Here is a 23,915-nt window from a genome sequence, read left to right on the forward strand (position 1 = left end):
ATAAATTTTTAATTTTATAGTCTTCTTAATTTCCTTATTATAAGTGTTAACACAAATTATGATTATTATGTTATTGAGTTATTTGTTTGTCAACAAATTATACTTCATTATATATATCACTTTGTCCTTAACGATTTAGTAAAATATTGCTAAACTCTCAAAAGAGACCTAAACACCAAAATAAGGATAGTATATGTCAAAATTAAAAGTCAGTGTAATTCAATCAGATATTGTTTGGGATGATAAGCAAACAAACTATAAAGTCATTGAAAATAAAATCGCTAATATTGATGAACAAACAGATCTGGTGGTGCTATGTGAAATGTTCAATACTGGTTTTATAATGAACCCTGCTAATGAAGCTAGCTCTGAAGAAGATATTATCAACTGGATGTACAATCAAGCAAAAGATAAAAATTATGCTATCGTAGGTAGTGCTGCAACTTTTACAGAAAATAAAATTGCCAATAGGCTTTATTTTGTAACTCCTGACAAGCAAGTTTATACTTATGATAAAAATCATCTATTTATACATGCTGGAGAGGATAAAAAGTATACTAATGGAAATAAACGTCAAATCATTAAATATAAAGGGTTTAATATACTTTTGACTATATGCTTTGACCTAAGATTCCCCGTATTCAATTGTAATAATAATGAATATGATGTACTACTAAATGTTGCTTGTTGGCCAGAGTCTCGCCGTGAACATTGGAAATCATTACTAAAAGCAAGAGCGATAGAGAATCAAGCTTATGTTATTGCATGTAATAGAGTTGGAAATGATCCTAACTTTAGCTATTCTGGAGATAGCATGATCATTGATTATAATGGAGATGTTTTAGCTCATGAGGAATATAAAGAAACTGTCCTAACAGCAACTTTAGATAACAACAAACAACAAGAACATCGTAATAAGTTTAATTTTCTTACATCACAAGATAATTTTACTCTTCACCTCTAATCGACTTAGCTAGATTTTGAAGAACAGCATTAACAAATTTATACCCTTCTTCTGTCCCCATACTGTAACAAATTTCGACATACTCTTTTATAATAATCTGATATGGGTTCTCTAGACATTCTATAAGTTCTGCTATAGCTACCTGCAATACAGCATAATCCACATAATTTATAGACTCAATACCATTTTTTGAATTATCTTGTATATAGTTGTTTATAGTATCTTGATTCTCTCTGACTGCATCCATTAATCTATAAAAAAGATCCCAGTCAGTATAATGTCTCTCTGAATTATCTGCATAATATTGAGTTTTTAGTTCAGAAAATGTGTGGTCAGCAACTTTTTTTTGATACAAAGCTTGCACAGTATATAAACGAGCATTATTTCTAGCTCTAGCAGTAGTTTTCATAATTGTTGTATAGATAATATTTTTAGCAAATTTTATGATTTTGATTATACATTATTAACAATGATATATATAGATCTCATAAGCTATTAATACTTTAAAAATCATGCAGTTTTAGATACCATTATTATCATATCTGTAATAAAATATCCTCGATAAATTACTCCTCATAAACCATAGAGACTATTATGAAATTTAAAATTTATATGTCTGATAGGAACAGTATTTATCCTTAACTCTTGTGTAAGTAATACTAACCCACAAGATGTTAGATTTGTAAAAACTCCTTACACTTCTGGTAATGTTTCTTTAACACTTAAAAAAGGTGTAACAACCAAAGATGAGGTTATAAATGCATTTGGCTCTCCTAATATAGTTACTCAAAATGCAAGCGGAGAATCTGTATGGACATATCAAACAAATGCAACTGTTGAGAATAATGCTTCTAGAGATGGGTTTACTAACACTACTGATAACAGGTGAAAATACTCAAGAATCCGGATTCATGCAATCACAAAAAACTATGACTATAATTATCACATTCAAAGGTAATATTGTCTCTAACTATAAATCATTATCAACTAACTTCTAGATGAGGCTTTTTATAATATGCGTAAGAAATTCAGTCTTTTAGTTTACTTAGTTATTTTAGCTTTATCTGGATGTATATCATCAGGACCACAACAACCAAATTTAACACCTCTGCAAATTCAACTTATGCAAACAAAAGTTTTTAATGTTGATTTACGAACAGCTTTTGATGCTACAGTTACTGTTATGCAAAACCTTGGTTATATCATTCAGGATGCTAACTTTAATACAGGTATTATTACAGCTAAAAGCACTGAGAATGCCAATGGTTGGGGACAATCTGAATATACTGAAGCTACAGCATTTATACAACCTTATAGACAATCAACTAAAGACTCTAGTATACGAATTAACTTTGTAGTCTATCAATCAACTCCTGATCCTAATCAAGGAGCTGCTCCAATAAATACATCTTATGCAATCCTTAATCCTCAGGCCTACGAAAATGCTTTTGCAAAAATTCAACAGCAAATTTTTGTACAAACAGGTATTTCTCCAGTATTAACTCAACCAGTTCAACAAATTTCTTAAATATTCTCTATTAAAACTCAAAACATCATACTGAATTTATTACTGTAACCATTTATTTTATTAGAATACCAAGAATTAATTTAGGATGAGAGAGTGTATTACTTTTCTTTTTAGACTATATTTTTCTTAAATAATTTAGTTTAATACTTCTCAAACTATCATAGATGAATAAATTATGAGTAAATGGTGGCAAGAAGTTGATTTAAAAGATATGAGTAAAGAGCAATGGGAATCTATTTGCGATAGATGTGGTCTTTGCTGTTTAAATAAGCTTCAAGATGATGAAACTGATGAAGTATACTATACGAAAGTTAGTTGTAAGCTTTTAGATGTTGGAAAGAGCCAATGCAGTATGTACGAAAAAAGAAAGCAGATTGTACCTGACTGCATAAACCTAACATATAAACAACTTAAAAATCATGCCTACAAATGGCTACCTAATAGTTGTAGCTATAAGCTTTTACTACAAAATAAAGACCTTCCTGACTATCATCATTTAAACACTGGCTCTACAGATGAGATGCAAAAACAGAAGAAATCTGCTAAGCATTTTGCTATTTCTGAATATGAGTTAGATGTTGATGAATATTTAGAAGACTTTATCATAAAAATAGATAACTGATTTTTAGTTTCTGATATATAATTCCTTACTCTTTACTAATTGGACATTGTATGTCTGATTTATTCGAAATTAATCCTTTTTATGAAAAAATAATTAGTGATTACCTTAGCAATGGTTTCTGTATTATTGATAGTTGGCTGACTAATGAAGAAACTACTCAACTACGCAAAGAACTTAATCATTTTTATGATGCTGATTGCTTTAAAAAATCAGAAATAGGTAATTGCTTAAATGAAAACTTAGAAAGATCTATACGTAATGACTTTATTTTTTGGCTAGATGAAACAAAACATATCTCAGTCTTTTTTAAAAAGATAAATAGTTTTATTGAATATCTTAATAAAACATGTTTTGCTGGAATCGTAACAAAGGAATTTCACTACGCAGTTTATCCTCAAGGCTCATTCTATAAAAAACATATCGATACCTTTCAGAATGATGATCGCAGAACGATATCTATAGTTTGCTATCTTAATGAGATTTGGAATGAATCTTTTGGCGGAGAGTTAAAACTATATTTTAACAATCAAACATTACAAATATTCCCAACTAATGGGAAAATAATTCTCTTTGATAGCAAAACTATTGAACACGAAGTATTATCTGTACTCACAGAAAACAAAAGACTCAGTATTACAGGTTGGCTAAAAACTAACTAGTTTTCTTGATAATAACAATATCTTAAAATCGCGTTTTGATTTATATTTTTAAATATTCGAGTGGTCAGATATAATGTAATAAATTTAAGAGCATTTAATGTAATAATGAATAAGTCACTGAAACAACAAATATTTATAAGTTTTATTATTTTTCTGTACTTTTTATTTATAAACTGTTGTCAACCATTAGCAATGGATGACTTTTGGAGAGCTTTAAACGATACTTTAGTAAATGGCTCTTTTTTTCATTTTCTGATACAAGATTATACAGGCTGGACAGGTAGAATGTCAGCACAAGCTTTAGTATATGCTCTATTTTCAAAAAAATACTTAACTTTATCTTTGCTAACCATAAATATTATAAACTCAATATCTATGAGCTTATTTGCAATATTTATCTTCAAAATTGTGACTAGGAACAAGTATAGCTTAGCATCAAAAGATTTTATTATATATTCATTCTTTTTTGCTTTAATGTTCACTTGGACAGGATTTATAGGTCAAGTAATATGGAAAACTGCTGCTATACAATATCTTTGGGGATATGTCATTCTCACAACTCTCTACTATTATCTAATAATTCAGAATAAGAAATTCTGTTTAATGAGTTTAATTGTTGGTCTTTTCATAGGCTTATACAATGAACAGTTTGTCGGAGTATTGTTAGTATTTTGTTTAGCCTATTTTATTGAGAGAAAAATAAATAACAAAATAATAAACAAAGGAATTCTATTTTTCTTGACGGGTCTTTGGATTGGTGGAGTTATTTTAATAGCTGCTCCAGGAAACTACGTTAGATTAGATCAAATGTCAAGTGATCAAAATATTTCTATTTTTAGTCAACTTCTTTATTTTATTCATATATTTAGATATAACTTATGGCCTCATACGATGATTATTGTATGGTTATTTATCTTATACTTTATTTTAGCCATAACTAATAAAAAGAACTCGAAAATTAGCGTATTGATATACTCACTAACATTAATCATATCAATTTTTATAATGGCTCCTCTTGCGACTAGTTACGGCTTACAGATTAGATTAATGTTAATATATTACATAATCTTTTTTATTGCTGTGATGCAACCGTTTTATAATAATCAGAGTACAGTGGTTACAACTATCTATAAAGCCTTCAAAAAAATTTATATCGTTTTTCTGATAGGTTTATTAATTATCATGGGAATTATGGGAGATTCATATTACTCACTTTATAAGTTCAATCAACATAGACAAGAGATTATTGCTGAATCACACAGTAGAAAAATAGAGAATATTACTATACCGATATTCGAACTTCATGGAGAAACGGAACCTTATGGTATAACTTTTGAGGCGATAACATGTGATAGTAGTAATGTTAATAACAAAGCTTTCGCAGCGTTTTATGGCTTTAAGACAGTCAAAGCTGAAGATTGTTAATTAATAAAATAAATCACTGCTCCAAGCACAACCAACATAATAGCGAATGATGTTTGTAAGATTTTATCATCAAGTCTTTTTTTAAGTTTAGTAGCTATTAACATCGCAATTACACTACCAATTATAAACATACCAGCCACATACCAACTCATATGCTCTTCTTCATAATGCGATATAAACCCAGATATTGATACAGCAGATATTACCAATAAAGAAGTATTTATAGCTCTTTAAATTGGCATAGCTGTTATAAACACCAAAGCAGGAATTATTAAAAATCCACCACCAACCCCAAAGAATCCAGTCAAAGTACCAACAATTGCACTACTTACTAATAATGCAATAATACATTTCGGAGCGATACCCTCACATATTGATTTCTCAGCACCCGACATCACTTTAGCTTTTATCAGGCTCCAAATACCTATTGTAATCATGAGTATAGAGAAGCTAATCATTAGCACTTTGTCTGATAAGCCTTGAGATACATAACTACCAATTGGAGCAAAAATAACTCCTGTAGTAATCATTATCGCTGCAGCTAAATAATTAATATCATGCTACTTATAGTTAACTACAAGACCAAAAATAGCTGTAAATCCTACTACAAGAAGAGAAATAGGAACTACGGTATGAAAGTCTAAACCTACACCATAAGTAAGTAATGGAACTGCTAATATAGATCCTCCACCACCAGTTAAGCCTAAAGCAATTCCGCAAATAAATCCAAATATAGTCAAAAACATATTACTCTTCTTTACCACATTTTAGGTTAGCTGGAACTGCGATATCTATATAATTTGGTGGAGGTAATTTTAAATCATCCATTATCTTAGCATACTCTTCCGGCGAGTTTACTTGTAGTCTTGGATTATTTCTCTTTTCTTCGGCAACACTACTACTAGTAACACCGTTATAATCATGACCAGGATATATAATTGTGCTACCTGGTAAAGTCATAGGTTTAGTCATAATACTCTCATATGCAGCATAAGAATCACCATTTTGAAAATCAGTTCTACCAGCCCTCTAATCAGCAAAGTGTCTCCAGTGAAAAGCATATTCTCTGTTATAAAACAGTAAGAGTCATCTGTATGACCAGGTGCATATATTGCTTTAATCTTATAATTACCAAATGTTAATATATCTCCATCAAATACTCTTTTAGTTGGGCATTGCGCTTTCGTTTCTCCACCTAGTACTATATTCACAGCCGGTTTCTTTTCTTAAAATACCTCGGCTGTCACATGATCTGCATGAACATGCGTATCCACATTTAAGATCAAGTTCTTTCAATAGTTTTAAATACTGCTGAACATTAAATCTAACAGGATCTATTATTATAGTTTCCCTAGTTTACTCACAAACTAAAATATAAGTATAAGTATCTCTATCAATTAGTTGTCTAAAAATCATAGTTCCCCCTAGATATATTTATCTGTTCTAGTTTAAGTTATTGAAATACGGCGCTCGCCCGTAATGCGCTCAATAGTGCTATAATAGTTAGAAATCATAGCATAACTACCGGCAATATTATAAACATCATAACCATGATGTTGTAACATTAGAGTCACATTATATGATCTTTGACCTGATTGACAATGTACATATACCGGCTTAGCTTTATCAAGCTCTGATAATCTATTTCTAATCTCAGACATTAGTATACTTTTAGCACCTACTAACATGCCCTTAGATGTTTCACCAAATTCTCTAACATCAATAATTTGAGCATTCTCGGCTAAAAGCTTTTCAACATCAGTAAATAAAACTTGTTTAAAATCTCCATTTAAAAGATTATTAGCAACATAGCCAGTATGGTTAACTACATCTTTACCTGTTGAATATGGAGGAGCATAACATAATTCAAGATCTTGAAGATCTTCTACTGTCATACCCGCTTTGATAGCTGTTGCAAACACATCTGCCTCTTATCAACGATACCTTTACCAATTGTCTGAGCACCTAGAAGTTTACCTGTGTTACTCTCAAACAATATTTTTGTAAATACATTTTGAGCATTAGGCATAATACTTACTCTATCAAATGGCGCTGTATATGCTACCTGATAATCGTTATCTAAATTATGAAACTTAATCCAAGCTTCGTTTAAGCCCGTTGCTGCACCAGTATAATCAAATATCTGGATGATTGATGAAGCAATATAGCCTTTGTTTATAATTTTTCTACCATTTATATGATCTGCGATTAAGCGACCTTGCTTATTAGCTGGTCCTGCTAACGGCAAATTAAAATCTTGACCAGTAAAGAGGATTTTTAACAAATATAGCATCACCTACTGCATAAATATCTTTATCTGATGTTTGATAATTCTCATTAACAACAATATGGTCACTTTTAGCTAGTTCAATGCCTACATTTTTTAGAAATGCAGTATCTAGTGACACACCAATAGCTAAAACCACTAAATCTGACTTAACTTCTTTACCTGATTCAAGCAGAACCTTATCAGATTCAAAACCAACTACTTTCTCAGATAGCATCAAGTTTATATCATGGTCTAATAACTCTTTTTCTAGATACTTAACCATTTCATAATCAAATGGACGCATAATTTGGTTAGCCATCTCAACTATAGTTACATTAAAGCCTCTTTCTTTAAGATTATCTACAACCTCAATACCAATGAAGCCTGCTCCTATAACTGTCACGTCTTTGACAGGTTTTCACTATCGAAAACAGCTTTATGGATTTTTTTGACATCGACAACATTTCTTAATATGAAATGATTGATTGTCCCAAGACCTTCAAAAGGGGGAACTATCGGCTTAGCACCTACAGCTAACACTAGCTTATCATAGCTTTCAGTATACTCTTCTCGAGTTATGTGGTTTATAACAGTTACAGTTTTATTTGATTTATCAACACTGATAACTTCTGAGTTTGTACGAGCCTCAATATTATATCTTATGTCGAACTTCTCTGGAGTCATTAATATCAGTTTTTCAGCCGGCTCGATATGCTCGCCTAAATGATAAGGTAAACCACAGTTAGAAAATGATGCGTGTAGGCCTTTTTCAAACATTATTATTTCTGCTTTATCATCAAGTCTTCTCAGTCTTACAGCTGCTGATGCTCCTGCAGCAACACCACCAACTATGAGATATTTTTTAGCCATTATAAGCTCTTCTAGAAATATTATATAAAGTGTTATTTTCTTTTATTATATGGTAAAAATTCTAACATTATTGCTAAACCACATGTGCCTGTTAAGCCAGCGAATAAAAGTCCAGCTCCAAAGAACCCACTCAAAATCGCAAAATATTGCGATACTGTAAACGAAAGCACTGCACCTAACAATACCATAAAACCAACTATTATCTGTACTTGACGCATTATTGGCAGAGGTTCTTTAACATTTTTTTGTAGGTTGCTTGTGCTGTTTCCAAGCATTCAAACCACCTTCTAACAAATATACTGCTTTCGCGTTTAGATCTTTTACTTTAGTAGCTGCTTGATTAGTTCTATTACCAGACTGACAGTGAAGTACAACAATCTCATTAGGCTGGATGTTAGCATCATATATTTCATCAATAGAAATATTCTCAGACAATCAATACACTCTCTATTATGCTCACCTGTTGTTCTGATATCTATTAATTTTACCTTTTCTTTTTTTTGTAATTCCAAAAAATCTTTAACTGAAATATTTTTTACTTTACTCATGTTTGCTCTTCTTTATGTTAAGCTTTTTCTAATTTAGTTAATCCTAATATATTGTTTAAATTTTTTACTTTTTTTCTTCGCTGCAGTATATGCCATATAATGCTTCTAAGATTTTTATCACAGAAGAATCTTTAATACTATAATAAACATTTTGCGATTCCTTTCTACACTTAACTAACCCTTTATTTCTAAGAACAGACAGGTGCTGAGAAAAAGCTGACTGACTTAGATCAGAATATTCTGCAAGTTCTCCAACTGTCATTTCTTTCCTTAATAACAAACAAAGTATCAATAACCTAGATTCATGAGATATTGCTTTTAGCAAAGATGAAGCTTTACTAGCATTATCTTTCATTTGTATCAAATCCATAATTATTATTAACATGTGTAGTTTCTAATTCAAAATATTAGCAATATACTAATTTAGAAATCAATAATATATTCAAATATATAGAACATAATTAGCTTGATTTTTTCTTAGTAAAGAAAATACTACTTACAAAACTAATTACTATTATTAATACGATGATAAACAAACCACTATTAAACTTACGCCATTCATTATGTACGGTAGTATCATACAACCATTTTGAATATGGTGAAGACTGGTTGTAGTAATATACTACATGAGTCTCTCCTATGATATATCCAGTCAATGGTTGTATAACAATACCATTAAATAAGTAAGTAAAAGTTAATACTAATGAATTAGCTAATGGTCTTATTGAGAACTGCTTAAATAACAACTTAATCTCTTGGAACGCTAGTATAGCTCCGCCACATCCAACACCATATAAGAAATTAAATACGAAAGCTATTTCAAAAACTATATCCGTACCGTCATAAGCACTTGGAGCGTATCCACATATAGTTGTAGTTCCACTCTTTAACAATTCTTTGAAAAGTATGTCAAATTCCTTATGAGCTAAAGAGCTACTATTAAAACTAGCTTCACTTGGGAAAATATATCCATCTAACCACTCTAAAAGCTTTTCACCATAAGCACCTACAGCTTTTGTTTGAGTTGTATACATATGTGTATCGATAAGTCCTGGCATAATTAATTTACCAGAGTAATCTATCAATTTAGCATTTTCACCTACGTTGATCTTATGAAAATCGTTAACCTCAGTTATCAAACTATTTTCGACGACAACTGCACCATCTCTTAGAAATGTATAGTCTTTTGAATCAGAAAATAAGTTGTCAACCTTATGACCTAATAATGACTGAAGTGTTGCATTTTTGTTGAATGTAAAGATACTTGCACGATATATTGTTTTCATAATTATTATCCTCTTGTTGATTTATCGTTATTTAAACTAAATAAATCCATTCGGGTCAATTGAGGATTATATAACCAGCAGATAAGCACCGGGCCTAATTGAATTATCTAACCAAATAGACAAACTATTATATGATATGGTAAAAATAGTAAAGTCAAATTTTTAAAAAAACTTTTCTAAACTCTTCAGCGTAATAAACTGTCTGCCCCTTTAGTTTAGCTAATTTATTTGATATATCTAGCACCATAAAAACATCTTCTGGGACATCATACTCACATTTTATTTTGTACTCTATGGTCGCTTTAAAGCCAAACTTCGGATAATAACTAGGATGCCCTAAAACAAATATTGCATCAATATTATTTTTCTTAGCTTCTTTTATCATCATTTCAATAAGCTTAGTACCTATTCCTTTATGTTGATATTTGGGTGCTACAGACATTGGAGCTAATCCACATATTTTAAGCTCATCAGTTTCTTCAGCTGTCATTTTCGAGAGAATTACTTGGCCTATTATGTTACCTTCATCTGTCTCAGCAACCAAAGATATTAAACTTTGATGATCTGTATGTAACAGCCTAACCAACATCTCCTCATCACCGGTATCGAATGCTTCAGATATTAGCTTATATATCTGCTCTTGATCCTTTAAATTTTCATACCTAATTTTTACGTGCATATACTAATCCTTGATAACTAGATCACGTGTTGAACAAATTTCTAAATTTATAAACTTGCCAACTTTTTTAAATTTACCAAATACAGCAAATTTAGCTCTTTTACCTTTTTCAAAATCAAGATACTTAATCTGACTAGGTACCACAAATATCGAAAATCTAGAATCCTGATCTGCTTTAAAAAATAGCTTTTTACTCTCTCCAATATCAGAAAGCGTAATTCCTGCAATACCATAAATTAGACAATATTTATTATTAAGCACATGAGCATCAATGAAATTTAAATCAAGAATATTAATAGTTAAAATATCTTGTCTAGCATACTCTCTAATACGATTTTCAGTAAGTTGCTGCTTCTTTTGTGGCATTAGATTAAGCTCTTTTTCTTTAGAAAGCTCACCATTATTCTCTAGCTTAGTAACAAGATTTATACATTTTTCTAAGTTCTTGTTTACTAGAAAATTCAACTTACTCATATCTTTTTTTGAATCACTTAAAACTAATTCTTTGATTTTTTCATCTTGAATTGGTTTGGCAACCCTTGGACAAAGCTCATCATGCTGTTGATCTGTCATAAAAGAAAAATATGCTTCTTGATCAGCTTTACGTACTATTTTTAGTTTAGCTTTGCCGCAATCTGGACAAAAAATATTATCAAAATGGAGTTTACTATTATATTCACTGGCTTTTATGAACCCTCTTTTATATCTAGCTGTTTTCACTTTTTATCCCTAAATCTTTTCAAAAAGAATATCTGATATTGGATGATCGAGATTCTGACCTCGTTTCTCAAATTTTGTCAAAGGTCGCCATTCTGGTCGCGATGCGAATCCATCATATAGATTTTTGTATTTATTATCATTTTCAAGAAGTTCTAATACTTCCTCTGCATATGGCAACCAATCACTAGCATAATGAAATACCCCACCTACTTTAAGTTTTTTAGCAAATAAGTCAACATTTGATTGATTCACTAATCTACGTTTATTATGCTTTTTCTTATGCCATGGATCTGGAAAATATATCTGCATTCCTGACAAAGAACTATCAGATATCATATTTTCTAATATTTCTATGGCATCATGACTCATCACTAAAAGATTAAAAATATTTTGATGTTCGATTTCATATAGAATATTACCAACTCCAGCTTTATGAGCTTCAATCCCTAAATAATTTTTAGTAGGATTTTCTAAAGCCATTTGTACCAATGACCCACCCATTCCAAAACCTATCTCTAATACTACATCATTAGAATTTTTGAAAATTTCAGAAAAGTCTAAACTTTTATTTTGATCATATTCAATCATATATTTAGATGCATAATCATCGAGAGCTTGTTGCTGTTTTTTTGTTACTCTGCCAGCTCTTTGGACATAACTTTTTATCTGGCGTAAATTTTCTTTAAAATTATCACTCATTTTTCTAGATTTATTGCAATTTTATTACTACTATTCTATCGCAAGTCAAACAAAAATAAGAGTATAATAGTGCTAATCTTTTTAGCTATTCTAGCTTTACAAATCAGTTGCCTCGTATTACCAGGTCCTGACTTCTTTGTAACTATAAGTAATTCTATTAAATTTGGACACAGATCAGGAATTTATACTGCATTTGGCGTTGCAAGTGGAATTCTTTTAAACACTTTTATAGTCTATTGGTTTGGATCTTTTTTGCTCCACCAACAACCATTACTATTCAAAGCATTAATACTTCTAGGTGTCATTTATCTTGCGTATATTGCATATAACTTATATAAAAATATTTTCACAAAGCAACAACTCAATCCCAATGCTAACGAACATATAAAAAATCTCGATAACTTTGATAAGCCAGCTAATATTAGACTGTTTTTAAATGGTGCTTTTACAAACTTAGCCAATGCTAAAGTATTAGTTTTTTTCAGCTCAATGCTTAGTCTAGTTGCACAACTTCCAAGTTTTGGTAAAATTGCTATCTGGTTTGCTATAGCACTTAGCACCTTTATTTGGTTTGCTATTGTTGCTACTTTTTTTGGCAATAATAAGCTTAGACAAGTATTTTTTAGAAATATCAAAAAAATTGAGTTAATATCTGCAATTTTTATAACTGTTTTTGTAGTAGTTATATTAATTGAGCTTTTTTAGAATAGAACTTTACTCCAACCCAATTTTTCTCTTAGAGTATCATAATAATTATAATCTTTTGTATGCAAGACAGTGACTTTTTTTTGTGCTTTTTGGATAGTGACTTTCTGATGAGACCTTAGCATAGTATCATGTCTACCATCAATACTCAAAACAGGTTCCGGATCATTGTAATCTGTTATATAAATATCTATAACACTTGTATCTGAGATGACCAAAGGTCTACTATTTAATGAGTGTGAACATACTGGTACCAAAACCGCACTGCTTTGATTAGGATTCAAAATAGGTCCGCCAGCTGACATTGCATGTGCTGTTGAGCCTGTTGGTGTTGCCACAATCAACCCATCACCTCTTTGATCAAAAGCATATCTACCATCTATGTAGACCTTTAAGCCAAACATTAATCCCCTACTAGACGTTATCGCAATTTCATTTAACGCAATAGAAGCCTCAAGAGGTGCTCGTAAATTATCATCAACGCGACATTTCAACATACTCATTTTGGTAACTGAGCTGTCTCCTTTCAATATAGCATCAAGGTCCCTTCTTAAGGCATTATTATCTGCAGCAAGAGTTGTCAAAAACCCAAGCTTACCTTTATTTACGCCAATAACAGGGATATTGCTATACAATGCTAAAACTCTAGAAGCCTTAAGAAAATTACCATCTCCACCAACAACGATAGCTACATCACATATCAAAGCTATTTCTTTTAAAGTTGCTGTTGCAATATTTTCTAAAGCAGTATCAGATGCCGTTTCATCCTCTACCACCACATCTAGATTTTGCTGTTGCAAATAAGCATACAAAACCTCAACTGTCTGACTTACTTCTTTTTTATAATGCTTACCGATAATTGCAACTCTGCTATATTTGTAGGTCATATTCATAGATTTGTACTAATACTAATCTTAATTATACCAAAATACCTACTAGCATCGAAAATCTTTGACTTAATATTCGTGATAATAGATTTAACATATAGATAGCCATCAAATATAAGTTGCTCAAATCTATTAATATATTTAAAATAAAGTATAAGCTTAGTAAATATAGATTGAGTATATGGACAACAAGAATAAACTGACAAGTATAATTATACCTGTAAAAGATGAATCTGAAAGTATTGATCATCTTTTTAATAGATTGATGCCGATTCTAGAGCAACTACCAACCAAGTATGAACTAGTATTCATAAACGATGGTAGTAGCGATAATACTTTAGATCTTCTTCTAGAAAAACAAAAGAGCATTCCAGAAATCGCAGTTGTTGATTTATCACGTAACTTCGGCAAAGAAGCAGCATTATTTGCTGGTTTTGCTAACTGCAAAGGTAATGCAGCCATTTCTATTGATGCTGACTTACAAGATCCACCTGAGCTTATCCTAGAGATGGTTGAGCATTGGCTAAATGGCTACGAGGTTGTAACTGCAGTTAGAGAAAATCGTGATACAGATACTTCAACGAAGAAGCATACTGCTGGACTTTTCTACACAGTGATGAATAAAATTAGTGAAACTAAACTTACTCCTAATGCCGGAGACTATAGACTGTTAAATAGAGCTGCTATTAACGCTTTTCTTGAGCTTAAAGAAAAAATACGTTTCAACAAAGGTCTTCTTACATGGATAGGCTTCAAAGAGAAAATCGTTTACCATGCTAGAGAAGAAAGAGTAGCTGGACAGACTAAATGGAACTACTGGAAGCTATTTAAGTTTTCTATAGATGGTATTACAAGTTTTAGCCGTGCACCACTAGAGATATGGTCTTATATTGGTGTTTTTGTTGCTTTTATGAGTTTTGTATATGGCTCTATAATAATCATTAAATCATTAGTATTCGGAGCCGATGTCCCAGGCTACCCTTCACTAGTGACATTTATTTTATTCTTTAGTGGATTACAGATGATTGGTATAGGAATGTTAGGAAGCTATATCGGTAGAATATTTATCGAAACAAAGCATCGACCTCTATATATATTGCGTGAAGTGCACAGATCTGAAAAATAATTTTCTATTAAGCTTTTAATCTAATACCCTTATCTAACAAATACCAACAAGCGTAATATAGTATAAATGTAAAAGCCACTATCGCTCCAAATGCATAGTACGGATTAACTGTAGAAACTCCCAAAAATCCAAATCTTACAAAATCAACTATATAAAATAATGGATTACATGATGAAATGAAATGCCAAAACCCAGTAAGATTATTTATATTATAAAACACCCCACCTAAGTATATTAATGGAGTTAGAATAAATGTAGGAAATATCGTAGTATCATCAAACTTTTGTGAGAATATCGCATTTATTAATCCACCAAGTGAGAATAATGCCCCACAAAATATAAATCCAGCCAATACTAAAGGTACATTATAAATAACACTAAATCCACCTAATAGAAATGCCGCAATACTAACAAATATACCGACTAAAAAACCTCTAAAAATACCACCAGAAATATATCCAAGCACAATCACATGATTACTAACAGGCGATACCAATAGCTCTTCGATAGCCTTACTAAATCGGATACCAAAGAAAGAACTAACTACATTACCATATGAGTTTTGAATCACTGCCATTATTATCAAACCTGGTGTAATGTACTGCATATAAGTAATACCATCATCCATCATACCTATACGTGAGCCTACAACCTTACCGAATATCAAAAAATATAAAATTATTGTAATTACAGATGGTAATAATGTCTGTGGCCAAATTCTAAAAACTCTTTTACATTCACGGTTAAAAATCGTGATATATGTTATCCAAAAATCTCTTAAACTCATAAAATCACCTACTTATTTCTAGCTACTTCTATAAATAGCTTTTCTAGTTTTGCTTCTTTTGAACGTACATCTAAAACATCTAAATCATATTTACTTGTTAATTCAGCAAATATCTCATTAAGTACCACACCCTTAGTAACTTCAACCTCGATTGTATAGTCATCTATTTTTTTGACTTCACCAAGATCTAATTTCAATTCATGCTGACATTTTTCTTTAAGATCAAAAATATAAGTATGCTTATCAGCTGACTTTAAAAAAGTCTTCATATCAGTATTAACACATAATTTACCTTTATGAATTAGTGCGATATGTTTACACATTGACTCAGCCTCTTCTAGATAATGTGTTGTAAGGATAATTGTCAAACCTTCTTTGTGAAACTCTGAAATCATTTCCCACAGTGAGTTTCTAAGCTCAACATCAACACCTGCTGTTGGCTCATCAAGGATAAGAAGTTTAGGTTTATGTATAAGAGCTCGAACAACCATTAATCGTCTTTTCATACCACCAGATAAAAATCTGACTTGAGTATTTCTTTTCTCATAAAGATCTACTTTCTTTAAGAGCTCTTCAGCATAAGGTATAGCTTCTTTTTTAGAGATACCAAAAAAACCTGCTTGTGTAACTAAAATATCCATAGGCTTCTCAAAGATATTTAGATTAATCTCTTGAGCCATTACGCCTAGATGCTTTCTCGCTTGGATATAATCTTTATCGATATCATATCCAAAAATTTTTATTTGCCCTGAAGTTTTGTTTACAAGTGATGATATCATTCCTAGAATTGTTGATTTACCGGCTCCATTAGGTCCTAAAAGAGCAAAAAAATCGCTTTTTTTAACTTCAAAGTTAATATCATCAACCGCTTTCAAACCACCTTTATAAACCTTGGTAAGATTTTTTATTTCTAACGCGTTTTGATTGTCCATAATAATTAATTATTTAGAAAAATATTTGCATATTATAGCATTTCAGATTTTTTTTTTTTGGAAACTTATAGAAGTACTAAGGAATAAAAAGATTATAATTTTCTCAGTTTGACAACAACATTTTCATCTGCATAATCAGGTCTATTGCCATCTAAACTTTCGGCTAAAAGGTAATAATCGTTAACTGGCGCATTAGTACAGTTACCACCCATATCACACTTAGAGCTCACATTTGTTTCATCAGTTATCAGCGATGTAGATGCCGAAGCATACCAAGGATTATTCATTTTAATCACAGCTATTTCTCTATCTTCATTTACTGAAATCACAGGGAAAGTTGCTTGACCCGAGCCATCACATGATACTACTATTTTTTCCTTATTTGAGATACTTAGAACCTTACAGTTTGGATCTATTGATGAAGCATTACCAAAGTATAATTCATTAGTAAGACCTCGGCTAATTTGCACTTCGAAATTTACAGCAGCACATCCTAAAAATGGTACGAATAATATAGTAGACATAATCATTTTTTTTAAAATATTTCTTTTCATTAACAACTTCTTAACATTAGACATTAGAATTAAATATTAAGATATTTAATTTATTCAACTAACTATTATAATTTAATATTATTTATTTAATAATAATTTTTAAATTTTATTTAAAAATGATATAACTAAAAATTAAATAGCATCATTAATACACTACAACCTACAACAACTATAAATATTGGCCTAACTAACTTAGATCCTTTAAGTATAACCATTCTTGAACCAACAATCCCACCAAAGAAACTACCAACAGCCATTAACAGTCCAAATGCTATATTTACCTGACCAGATAATGCAAATACAGTTAAAGAAAATAGATTACTTTTTAGATTAAGAACCTTTGCGTATCCTGATGCTTGTAAAAATGAATAACCAAGAAAATAAACTATAGCAATAATCCAGAAATTACCTGTTCCCGGACCAAAAAAACCATCATAGGCACCTAATATAAAACCGAATATTGTAAAAAAAGCCATCTCTGACATTCTTTTTTTACCTTCATTAACACCTAAGTTTTTATTCAAAATACTAAAAATAAAAACTACTATTAAAAGAACAGGAACTAAAGTATTCATAAAATCATTATGAATAAGCAAAGTTAGTATAGTACCTAAACAAGCACCAATAAATCCAGCTATAAGTCCTCTTAAAACTGTTTTGATGTTAATTAAGCCACTTTTGTAATATTTCAACACTGCCATAGCAGTACCAATACTAGCTTGAAGCTTATTTGTACCAAGTACTGTTACAATTGGCAAACCTGTCATACTTAATGCTGGTATACTTATTAAACCGCCACCTCCAGCTATAGCATCTATAAAGCTTGCCAAAAAACCCATAGCCACAATAAATATACACAAAAAATAAAAATGCTCGGAAAAAAATTCAACCATTTTAAAATTATAACTATATAAGAAAAACTCATTTAATATTACAATATATTTAATTGCAATACTGCTAAATAAATACAAATTGAATCAACTTATTCTTATACAACATTTCTAAGGAATTAATATTTATGTTTGATATAGATAATAGAAGTAAAAGAATACTCTTTATGTCGCACTGCTTATTAAATCAAAATGCAAAATTAGATCATCTCGCATCTAGACCTGGTGCACTTCCTTTAGTCATGGGAGAAATAATAAATTCTGGAGTTGGAATTGTACAGATGCCTTGTCCAGAGTTATTAGGACTAAGGATTGATAGACAGTGTGTTAAAGATACTACTGTTGATGATATTAAAAGTGAAAAGACCAAAGTTTCAAAACTTATGGCAAATCAAAAGCAACTGAGTGTAGATTTAGCTAAACATGTCATACTCCAGTTAAAACAGTATAAAAAATATAATTTTGAAATTGTTGGAATCCTTGGTGTAAATATGTCTCCAACATGTGGAGTTGAAACACTTGGGCTGACGACCAAGAAGTAGTTGTAATGGTATTTTTATCAAAACGCTAAAAGAAGAATTAGCTAAGGAAAATATACAAGTTAATTTCACTGGCATAATACCTCCTCAAATAGAGGATTCAGTAAAGCGAGTAAAATTTTTTCTCAAAAAAGAAACTCATCCTACTAAATCAATAAATGTAAAGCCAGCCAAATAGTCAGATTTTCTGTATATGTAACCTAGTGCTTAGTGTTTCCTGGAATAAATAAATACTCTCCTTCATCCAAAATATAATCATTACTATCCAACCTAAGCTTTGCCATACCCTTAAGTACAACAACCCATTCATCATGACTCTGGATATACGGTTCATCTATAGGTGTAACCTGACCATAAGATATAATCTTTTCTACATAAATACTATCATTTTTCAGAAGATCTATAAATACTTCATTCGATGCTACTTCTGGATTGACACAATACAAATTTAGTTCGTGACTATTCTCTTTCATTCAGCTCCTTTTACTTAGCCTACACACCAATTTAAAGTTATTTAAATTCTTGGCTTTTTTCATCTACTAAGCAACCTTGCTTATCAATATCTCTAAGATACACATCAAGCTTAGGATACTCAATTTTTATATTATTCTCTTTTAATACCTCCAAAATTTTAAGTCGTAAATCACTTAATAGGTATATTTTAATAATCCTCAAACAGTAAGCTCTAATAGTTATCTCCATGCTATATTCATCATAGTTACTTAATAAAAACTCAGGGGCAGGAGTTTTAAATATTCTTTTTTCTGACTCTATAACGTACCTACAAATTTCTATAACTTTTTTAGGATCATGGTTATAAGAAATTTTTAATGGTAAAACTGGCCTAGAGGTGGACTCTAATGTCTCGTTAGAAACCACTTTAGTTATCATAACGTTATTCGGAACAATCAAAGAATTATTATCAAAAGTTAAAACCTCAGTTGCCCTAATACTGATTTTTTTAACAACGCCAATTTCATCGTTAACATTTACCCAGTTCCCGATCTTAACAGGTCTTTCAATTAACATAACTAATCCAGCAAAGAAGTTTTTGACCAGATCTTGCATCGCAAAACCAAGACCGACAGATAAACCTGAGATAATAAATATTATCACTGTGTTACTAATCCCTAAAGACTTAATAGATAAGAAAATCGCAATAATCACATAGATATATTTCAAAATTGATAAAAATGCTTCTCGCATACCCAAGTCCATGCTTGTATAAGGAAAAACTCTTTTATTTACAAAAACCCTAATAAACTTATATATTATAAATGCAACAACCACCACAGACACTGACTTCATCAGTGTAATTAAAGGTATTAATTGCAAGCCTAAAATATCACCACCATCATAAAAGAATGTATTCCAAACATCTTGCAACTTCTCCAGCTGTACATTAAGACTTAGTGGCAACAGAATCAAAAACATTATGATAGCAAATATAAATATCAGATTTTTTACCAATATCTTACATCAGCTCTTTTGACTCCACCCATTACAGTTTCTGTAAAACTTCTAATTACCACAAATTTAGTTTTTCGACATAAAATAATATCTATAGCAACTGTAAATAGTTTGTAAAAAACATATATGTAAAGGGATCCGTATAATATCTGATACATATCAAACCCAACCGACATACCAAAATTTGGATACCCGCCTAATGCCATCATAAAAATACTAAACAGTAATGTTCCTAGTATGAAATACCTAACTAAATTAAGTATCCTTACATCTGAATCTTTCTTAGCTATAAATTTGCCTAGTTTAATAAAAATTATCGCTGTTGGAATAAACATTATTATCAAAAAGCAAAAGACCAGAACTAAAGCATCTTCTCTTGAAAGAATAGTAGTCAAACTACCTCTTGTAAAATTGACAAGATTTGATCTAAAAACATACATCGCCATACCAGAAGCACAATAAGTGACTAAAATAAGTAATTTTAATACTCTTGATAGATTAATATGTGCAAAGTTCTCTAATATAAATACCAAAAATGCATATATGCCAATCACTTGCACGACTATTCAGCGACAAAGAATGAATCAGAAGATATAACACTTAGATATCTAAGCATATAGCCAACACCTATAATTGCTACTGGATATAGGATAGCGCTATACACCAAAAAAACAAATTCTATTTAGCTTAACAGCTGCTTGCAATATCTTCTTTTTATTTCTAATTTTAGGATTTTTGAATAAATATCTATCTAGCGAAAATAGAGGTCTTGCTAATAAATACAGCCCAAGTAACACAAAAAATAATGCACAATCTTTCAATACTAAAAATGTATTTTTAGCAAACATATTAAATGCACTACCCCATGCACCTGAACGCCATAAAACATTATTTTTTTCAAATCGGAATTGATTTCTCAAATATGTTCTTACACCTGATATATGTTTAAGAGCACTTTCAATATTTAAATTAGCCTCTTTTAGCAATACTAATTCATTTAGAGTTACAGATCGCTTACGAATGTATTCCTCAAGTTTAGTATTTAGGTTTTTATCCTCTTCTACTTGTTTATTTATTGTTTTAGAAAACAGTTCACTATGATATTTTGTATCAATAAAACTTAAAATATTGTCTACCCTGTTTAATTCAGCACTTAAGAGCCTCATCTGATTATTGATAAATACTCTATCTTTTAGTAACTTTTCTCTTTGATATGCTAATCTCTTCTCATCAGTTGACTCTTTGGTGCTATATAGATACAGCAAAACTATTAATCTCATTTACTTTTTGGTCTAATTGATTTTTTGTGTAACAGTGTTCGCTTGTACAAACCCAAAGAAAAATATAACAAGAATAAAACAATATAAAAATTTAGATTTTGACATAAATCATGAGAACTTATTATCATTAAATAATACTAACACAAAATGTAGTTTGAATAGCAGTAAATAAGACTAAAACCCAAATACTTCACAAGTATTTTGATAAGTCTGTTTTGCAACCTCATTATACGAGATGCCTTTCAGATCAGCCAAAAACTGTGCTACATACTTCACATACTCTGGATAGTTTGGCTTGCCTCGCAAAGGTACTGGAGTTAAATAAGGCGCATCTGTCTCAATTAATATTCTATCAAGAGGTAATTTCTTGGCAGTTTCTTGAATATCTTTAGCATTTTTGAAAGTTAAGATACCAGAGAATGATATATACATACACATATCTAAGGTTTTTTTTGCCATATCATAATCTTCCATGAAGCAATGTAATATTCCTCCACACTTCTCTACATTTTCACTTTTTAATATATCAAGTGTATCTTGTTTTGCTGATCTTGTATGGATAATAACAGGTTTATTAACCTCGTTTGCTGCTTGCATATGATTTACAAACTTATTTATCTGCGCTTCTCTAGTATCACTACCATTATAGTAGTAATCTAAACCAGTCTCGCCTATAGCAACACATTTTTTATGTTGTGAGCGCGCTATGATATCATCAACACTTGGTTGATATGAATCAAGCTCACTAGGATGAACTCCTACAGAATGGTATACATTATCAAAGTTTTCTGTGATTTGTTCTATATCAGCTATTTCATCCCAAGCAACAGCTATTGAAACAATCTTTTCAATGCCAGCAGTTTTTGCATTATTAATAACCTTCTCAAGGTTTATATCATCTAATTTTAGGTAATTTAAATGACAGTGTGAATCTATTATCATAATCTACTATATTTGAGTTAGTTAATCACTGTCCCCATTATAAATTATTGATGATACAAAAACTATTTATCAAGCAAGGCTATTTTTGAAGAGTTTCTTTGATATTATCCATTTTTAAAATTATCCATACAACCAAAACAATCTGTGCCAATGCCGCTGTAACTACAACATAATAATAAGCTTGGGTAAAAACATTCACAAATCTATCTAACCAATGATGGTTAATATCATATTTATAATAAATATCATAAGTTATAGTAAAAATAGTCAAAGCAAATGCTGACGAAATCATATTGCCGGAACTTTTAATAGTGTTAACACTATCTAACTTATCTTTATCAGCTACCGCATACATCACTGCATTTGATGATGTTTGATACATACCTAGTACAAATCCATATCCCATAGCAACAGCACAAAATGTAATATAATTATAGTGAGTATCAAATAAAATTGAGATTAACATCACTGAAGATACACCAAGCAAACCTAACACCATACACGTTCTGTAGCCATATAAATAAACTACTTGTTTAGCGGTTTTTTTAGAAATAATAGTACCAATCATCAAACACACAGACATAATAGATATGTATATCGTATTCAAATGACTAAGATGATATAAAACAACCAGCCAAGAAAAGAACACTTAATAAGTTGTTAGTCTACACAAAAAGTTTGAAACAAAAGCTATCGTAAAATTTTTATTACTAAAAATACTTAAGTTAATTATTGGATTTCTGATTTTTCTGTATGTAATAGCATATAAAAAATCGATAAAGCTACACATATACCAAGATATATTTTAATTGACACCTCAATGTCTTTTAAAAGAATTTCACTCAATATAAAAAGTGCAGATATTGAAAAACCTAACAAACAAAGACCAACAAAATTAATTCTCTGTTTTTGATTACTTAATATTTGTTGTGGAAAATATTTATATATAGCAACAACTGCAAAACAGGCAAATGGTACTTGCATCACAAATGCTAAACGCCATGATTCTGGTGATATAGATGCAAAAATACCACCTATAATTTGCCCAGATATTGCCATTATCAAAGTATAGTTAGATAATGTAGCTGTTCCCTCGAGCATATTCTCCGAAAGCTTTAGATAAGCAAGTATTGCTACAGGTGCTGAAAATGCTACAAACAAGCCTTGAATTGCTCTGAATGTAAAAAGCTGAGTATCCGTCATTACTAATCCAGATAGTAATGAAAATAAGCCAAACCAGATGCTGCAAACATTAAAGTATATCTAAAGCAAATCTTCTCAGCCATCCATGAGCTAAGAGGCAGAAACATCCCCATAACAATCATATAAATACTGATACCTGTCTTTAGAAATTCAGGTGTTATATGAAGGCTTTCTGCTATCTTAGGTAAGATATTATTCATAACAGTTGTATCAATAAGATCCATACCCATAATAATTATGATCGCAATTACTACAATATTAAAGTTAGGGTTTTTCATGCACTAATTCTCTTTAGTATATAAAATTTATGAGATAGGAACATTACGAGAAT

24 protein-coding genes and 6 pseudogenes are annotated in these 23,915 nt (G+C 30.7%); 9 read left to right on the forward strand and 21 right to left on the reverse strand.

Features of this window, described 5'->3' with window-relative positions:
- The first annotated feature begins 193 nt into the window (after nt 1–193).
- Complete coding sequence (locus FNO12_RS07130; RefSeq protein ID WP_014714884.1) at nt 194–964, forward strand: amidohydrolase; 771 nt, start codon at nt 194–196, stop codon at nt 962–964.
- Here the strand turns inward: FNO12_RS07130 and nusB are convergent.
- Nucleotides 948–1,373, reverse strand: a complete 426-nt coding sequence (gene nusB / locus FNO12_RS07135) for a transcription antitermination factor NusB (RefSeq protein ID WP_014714883.1) — start codon at nt 1,371–1,373, stop codon at nt 948–950. The two genes, FNO12_RS07130 and nusB, sit on opposite strands and share 17 nt — an antisense overlap.
- 201 nt (nt 1,374–1,574) lie before the next feature.
- Between nusB and FNO12_RS07140 the strand changes: the two are divergent.
- The 5 genes and pseudogenes from FNO12_RS07140 (at nt 1,575) to FNO12_RS07160 (ending at nt 5,198) form a co-directional block, all read left to right on the forward strand.
- Nucleotides 1,575–1,962: pseudogene (locus FNO12_RS07140) on the forward strand (hypothetical protein).
- A 17-nt stretch (nt 1,963–1,979) separates the two neighbouring features.
- Nucleotides 1,980–2,492, forward strand: coding sequence for a hypothetical protein (locus FNO12_RS07145; RefSeq protein WP_012280666.1), 513 nt, complete (start codon nt 1,980–1,982; stop codon nt 2,490–2,492).
- A 175-nt stretch (nt 2,493–2,667) separates the two neighbouring features.
- On the forward strand, nt 2,668–3,114 hold the full coding sequence (locus tag FNO12_RS07150) for a YcgN family cysteine cluster protein (protein WP_014714881.1): 447 nt from the start codon (nt 2,668–2,670) through the stop codon (nt 3,112–3,114).
- Nucleotides 3,115–3,164: 50 nt separating this feature from the next.
- Nucleotides 3,165–3,773: a 2OG-Fe(II) oxygenase gene (locus FNO12_RS07155; protein ID WP_014714880.1), complete on the forward strand. Its 609-nt coding sequence runs from the start codon at nt 3,165–3,167 to the stop codon at nt 3,771–3,773.
- A 105-nt stretch (nt 3,774–3,878) separates the two neighbouring features.
- On the forward strand, nt 3,879–5,198 hold the full coding sequence (locus tag FNO12_RS07160) for a DUF6056 family protein (RefSeq protein WP_014714879.1): 1,320 nt from the start codon (nt 3,879–3,881) through the stop codon (nt 5,196–5,198).
- Here the strand turns inward: FNO12_RS07160 and FNO12_RS07165 are convergent.
- From FNO12_RS07165 to trmB, 9 genes and pseudogenes are all read right to left on the reverse strand, one after another.
- Nucleotides 5,195–5,944: pseudogene (locus FNO12_RS07165) on the reverse strand (sulfite exporter TauE/SafE family protein). The gene FNO12_RS07160 and the pseudogene FNO12_RS07165 overlap by 4 nt on opposite strands.
- Nucleotide 5,945: 1 nt before the next feature.
- Nucleotides 5,946–6,614 (reverse strand): annotated as a pseudogene (locus FNO12_RS07170) (MBL fold metallo-hydrolase).
- A gap of 32 nt (nt 6,615–6,646) precedes the next feature.
- Nucleotides 6,647–8,337 (reverse strand): annotated as a pseudogene (locus tag FNO12_RS07175) (FAD-dependent oxidoreductase).
- Between the two features lie 32 nt (nt 8,338–8,369).
- Nucleotides 8,370–8,885: pseudogene (locus tag FNO12_RS07180) on the reverse strand (rhodanese-like domain-containing protein).
- 64 nt (nt 8,886–8,949) lie between these two features.
- Nucleotides 8,950–9,255 carry an ArsR/SmtB family transcription factor gene (locus FNO12_RS07185; RefSeq protein ID WP_041257328.1) on the reverse strand — a complete coding sequence of 102 codons (306 nt, stop codon included), beginning with the start codon at nt 9,253–9,255 and terminating at the stop codon, nt 8,950–8,952.
- Nucleotides 9,256–9,346: 91 nt separating this feature from the next.
- Nucleotides 9,347–10,171, reverse strand: coding sequence for an amidohydrolase family protein (locus FNO12_RS11010; protein WP_014714877.1), 825 nt, complete (start codon nt 10,169–10,171; stop codon nt 9,347–9,349).
- A gap of 154 nt (nt 10,172–10,325) precedes the next feature.
- Entirely contained in the window at nt 10,326–10,850 is a 525-nt protein-coding gene (locus FNO12_RS07195; protein ID WP_014714876.1) for a GNAT family N-acetyltransferase, read from the reverse strand.
- Between the two features lie 3 nt (nt 10,851–10,853).
- Nucleotides 10,854–11,570, reverse strand: coding sequence for a hypothetical protein (locus FNO12_RS07200; RefSeq protein ID WP_014714875.1), 717 nt, complete (start codon nt 11,568–11,570; stop codon nt 10,854–10,856).
- A gap of 9 nt (nt 11,571–11,579) precedes the next feature.
- On the reverse strand, nt 11,580–12,269 hold the full coding sequence (trmB, locus tag FNO12_RS07205; RefSeq protein WP_014714874.1) for a tRNA (guanosine(46)-N7)-methyltransferase TrmB: 690 nt from the start codon (nt 12,267–12,269) through the stop codon (nt 11,580–11,582).
- 69 nt (nt 12,270–12,338) lie between these two features.
- Here trmB and FNO12_RS07210 point away from each other — a divergent pair, with 69 nt between their 5' ends.
- On the forward strand, nt 12,339–12,974 hold the full coding sequence (locus FNO12_RS07210; protein ID WP_014714873.1) for a LysE family translocator: 636 nt from the start codon (nt 12,339–12,341) through the stop codon (nt 12,972–12,974).
- Here the strand turns inward: FNO12_RS07210 and FNO12_RS07215 are convergent.
- Nucleotides 12,971–13,861 (reverse strand): NAD(+)/NADH kinase, encoded by an 891-nt coding sequence (locus FNO12_RS07215; protein ID WP_041257485.1) that lies wholly within the window; start codon nt 13,859–13,861, stop codon nt 12,971–12,973. The genes FNO12_RS07210 and FNO12_RS07215 overlap by 4 nt on opposite strands.
- 181 nt (nt 13,862–14,042) lie before the next feature.
- Between FNO12_RS07215 and FNO12_RS07220 the strand changes: the two genes are divergently transcribed.
- Nucleotides 14,043–14,987: a glycosyltransferase family 2 protein gene (locus tag FNO12_RS07220; protein ID WP_014714871.1), complete on the forward strand. Its 945-nt coding sequence runs from the start codon at nt 14,043–14,045 to the stop codon at nt 14,985–14,987.
- A gap of 7 nt (nt 14,988–14,994) precedes the next feature.
- Here FNO12_RS07220 and FNO12_RS07225 read toward each other — a convergent pair whose 3' ends face one another.
- The 4 genes from FNO12_RS07225 to FNO12_RS07240 all read right to left on the reverse strand — a co-directional run bounded on the left by FNO12_RS07225 (nt 14,995) and on the right by FNO12_RS07240 (nt 18,153).
- Nucleotides 14,995–15,774, reverse strand: coding sequence for an ABC transporter permease (locus tag FNO12_RS07225; RefSeq protein ID WP_014714870.1), 780 nt, complete (start codon nt 15,772–15,774; stop codon nt 14,995–14,997).
- Between the two features lie 8 nt (nt 15,775–15,782).
- Nucleotides 15,783–16,706 carry an ABC transporter ATP-binding protein gene (locus FNO12_RS07230; protein WP_014714869.1) on the reverse strand — a complete coding sequence of 308 codons (924 nt, stop codon included), beginning with the start codon at nt 16,704–16,706 and terminating at the stop codon, nt 15,783–15,785.
- 92 nt (nt 16,707–16,798) lie between these two features.
- Complete coding sequence (locus FNO12_RS07235; RefSeq protein ID WP_014714868.1) at nt 16,799–17,260, reverse strand: hypothetical protein; 462 nt, start codon at nt 17,258–17,260, stop codon at nt 16,799–16,801.
- Nucleotides 17,261–17,385: 125 nt separating this feature from the next.
- Complete coding sequence (locus FNO12_RS07240) at nt 17,386–18,153, reverse strand: TSUP family transporter (protein ID WP_014714867.1); 768 nt, start codon at nt 18,151–18,153, stop codon at nt 17,386–17,388.
- Between the two features lie 125 nt (nt 18,154–18,278).
- Between FNO12_RS07240 and FNO12_RS07245 the strand changes: the two genes are divergently transcribed.
- Entirely contained in the window at nt 18,279–18,692 is a 414-nt protein-coding gene (locus tag FNO12_RS07245) for a DUF523 domain-containing protein (protein WP_014714866.1), read from the forward strand.
- 197 nt (nt 18,693–18,889) lie between these two features.
- On the opposite strand, the gene FNO12_RS07250 is transcribed toward FNO12_RS07245, so the two are convergent.
- From FNO12_RS07250 to FNO12_RS11610, 6 genes and pseudogenes are all read right to left on the reverse strand, one after another.
- Nucleotides 18,890–19,162 carry a cupin domain-containing protein gene (locus FNO12_RS07250; RefSeq protein ID WP_014714865.1) on the reverse strand — a complete coding sequence of 91 codons (273 nt, stop codon included), beginning with the start codon at nt 19,160–19,162 and terminating at the stop codon, nt 18,890–18,892.
- A gap of 37 nt (nt 19,163–19,199) precedes the next feature.
- A complete protein-coding gene (locus tag FNO12_RS07255; RefSeq protein ID WP_148663986.1) occupies nt 19,200–20,123 on the reverse strand; it encodes a mechanosensitive ion channel family protein in 924 nt (307 codons plus the stop codon).
- 29 nt (nt 20,124–20,152) lie between these two features.
- The gene (locus tag FNO12_RS07260) at nt 20,153–20,719 is read right to left on the reverse strand and encodes a hypothetical protein (protein ID WP_030005713.1); all 567 of its coding nucleotides are present in this window, start codon (nt 20,717–20,719) and stop codon (nt 20,153–20,155) included.
- A 96-nt stretch (nt 20,720–20,815) separates the two neighbouring features.
- Nucleotides 20,816–21,439, reverse strand: coding sequence for a hypothetical protein (locus FNO12_RS07265; protein WP_030005715.1), 624 nt, complete (start codon nt 21,437–21,439; stop codon nt 20,816–20,818).
- Nucleotides 21,440–21,613: 174 nt separating this feature from the next.
- A complete protein-coding gene (locus tag FNO12_RS07270) occupies nt 21,614–22,381 on the reverse strand; it encodes a TatD family hydrolase (protein WP_014714861.1) in 768 nt (255 codons plus the stop codon).
- A gap of 79 nt (nt 22,382–22,460) precedes the next feature.
- A pseudogene (locus FNO12_RS11610) lies at nt 22,461–23,862 on the reverse strand (MFS transporter).
- Nucleotides 23,863–23,915: the final 53 nt, after the last annotated feature.

The sequence above is a fragment of the Francisella orientalis FNO12 genome (assembly GCF_001042525.2).
GTDB lineage: Bacteria > Pseudomonadota > Gammaproteobacteria > Francisellales > Francisellaceae > Francisella > Francisella orientalis.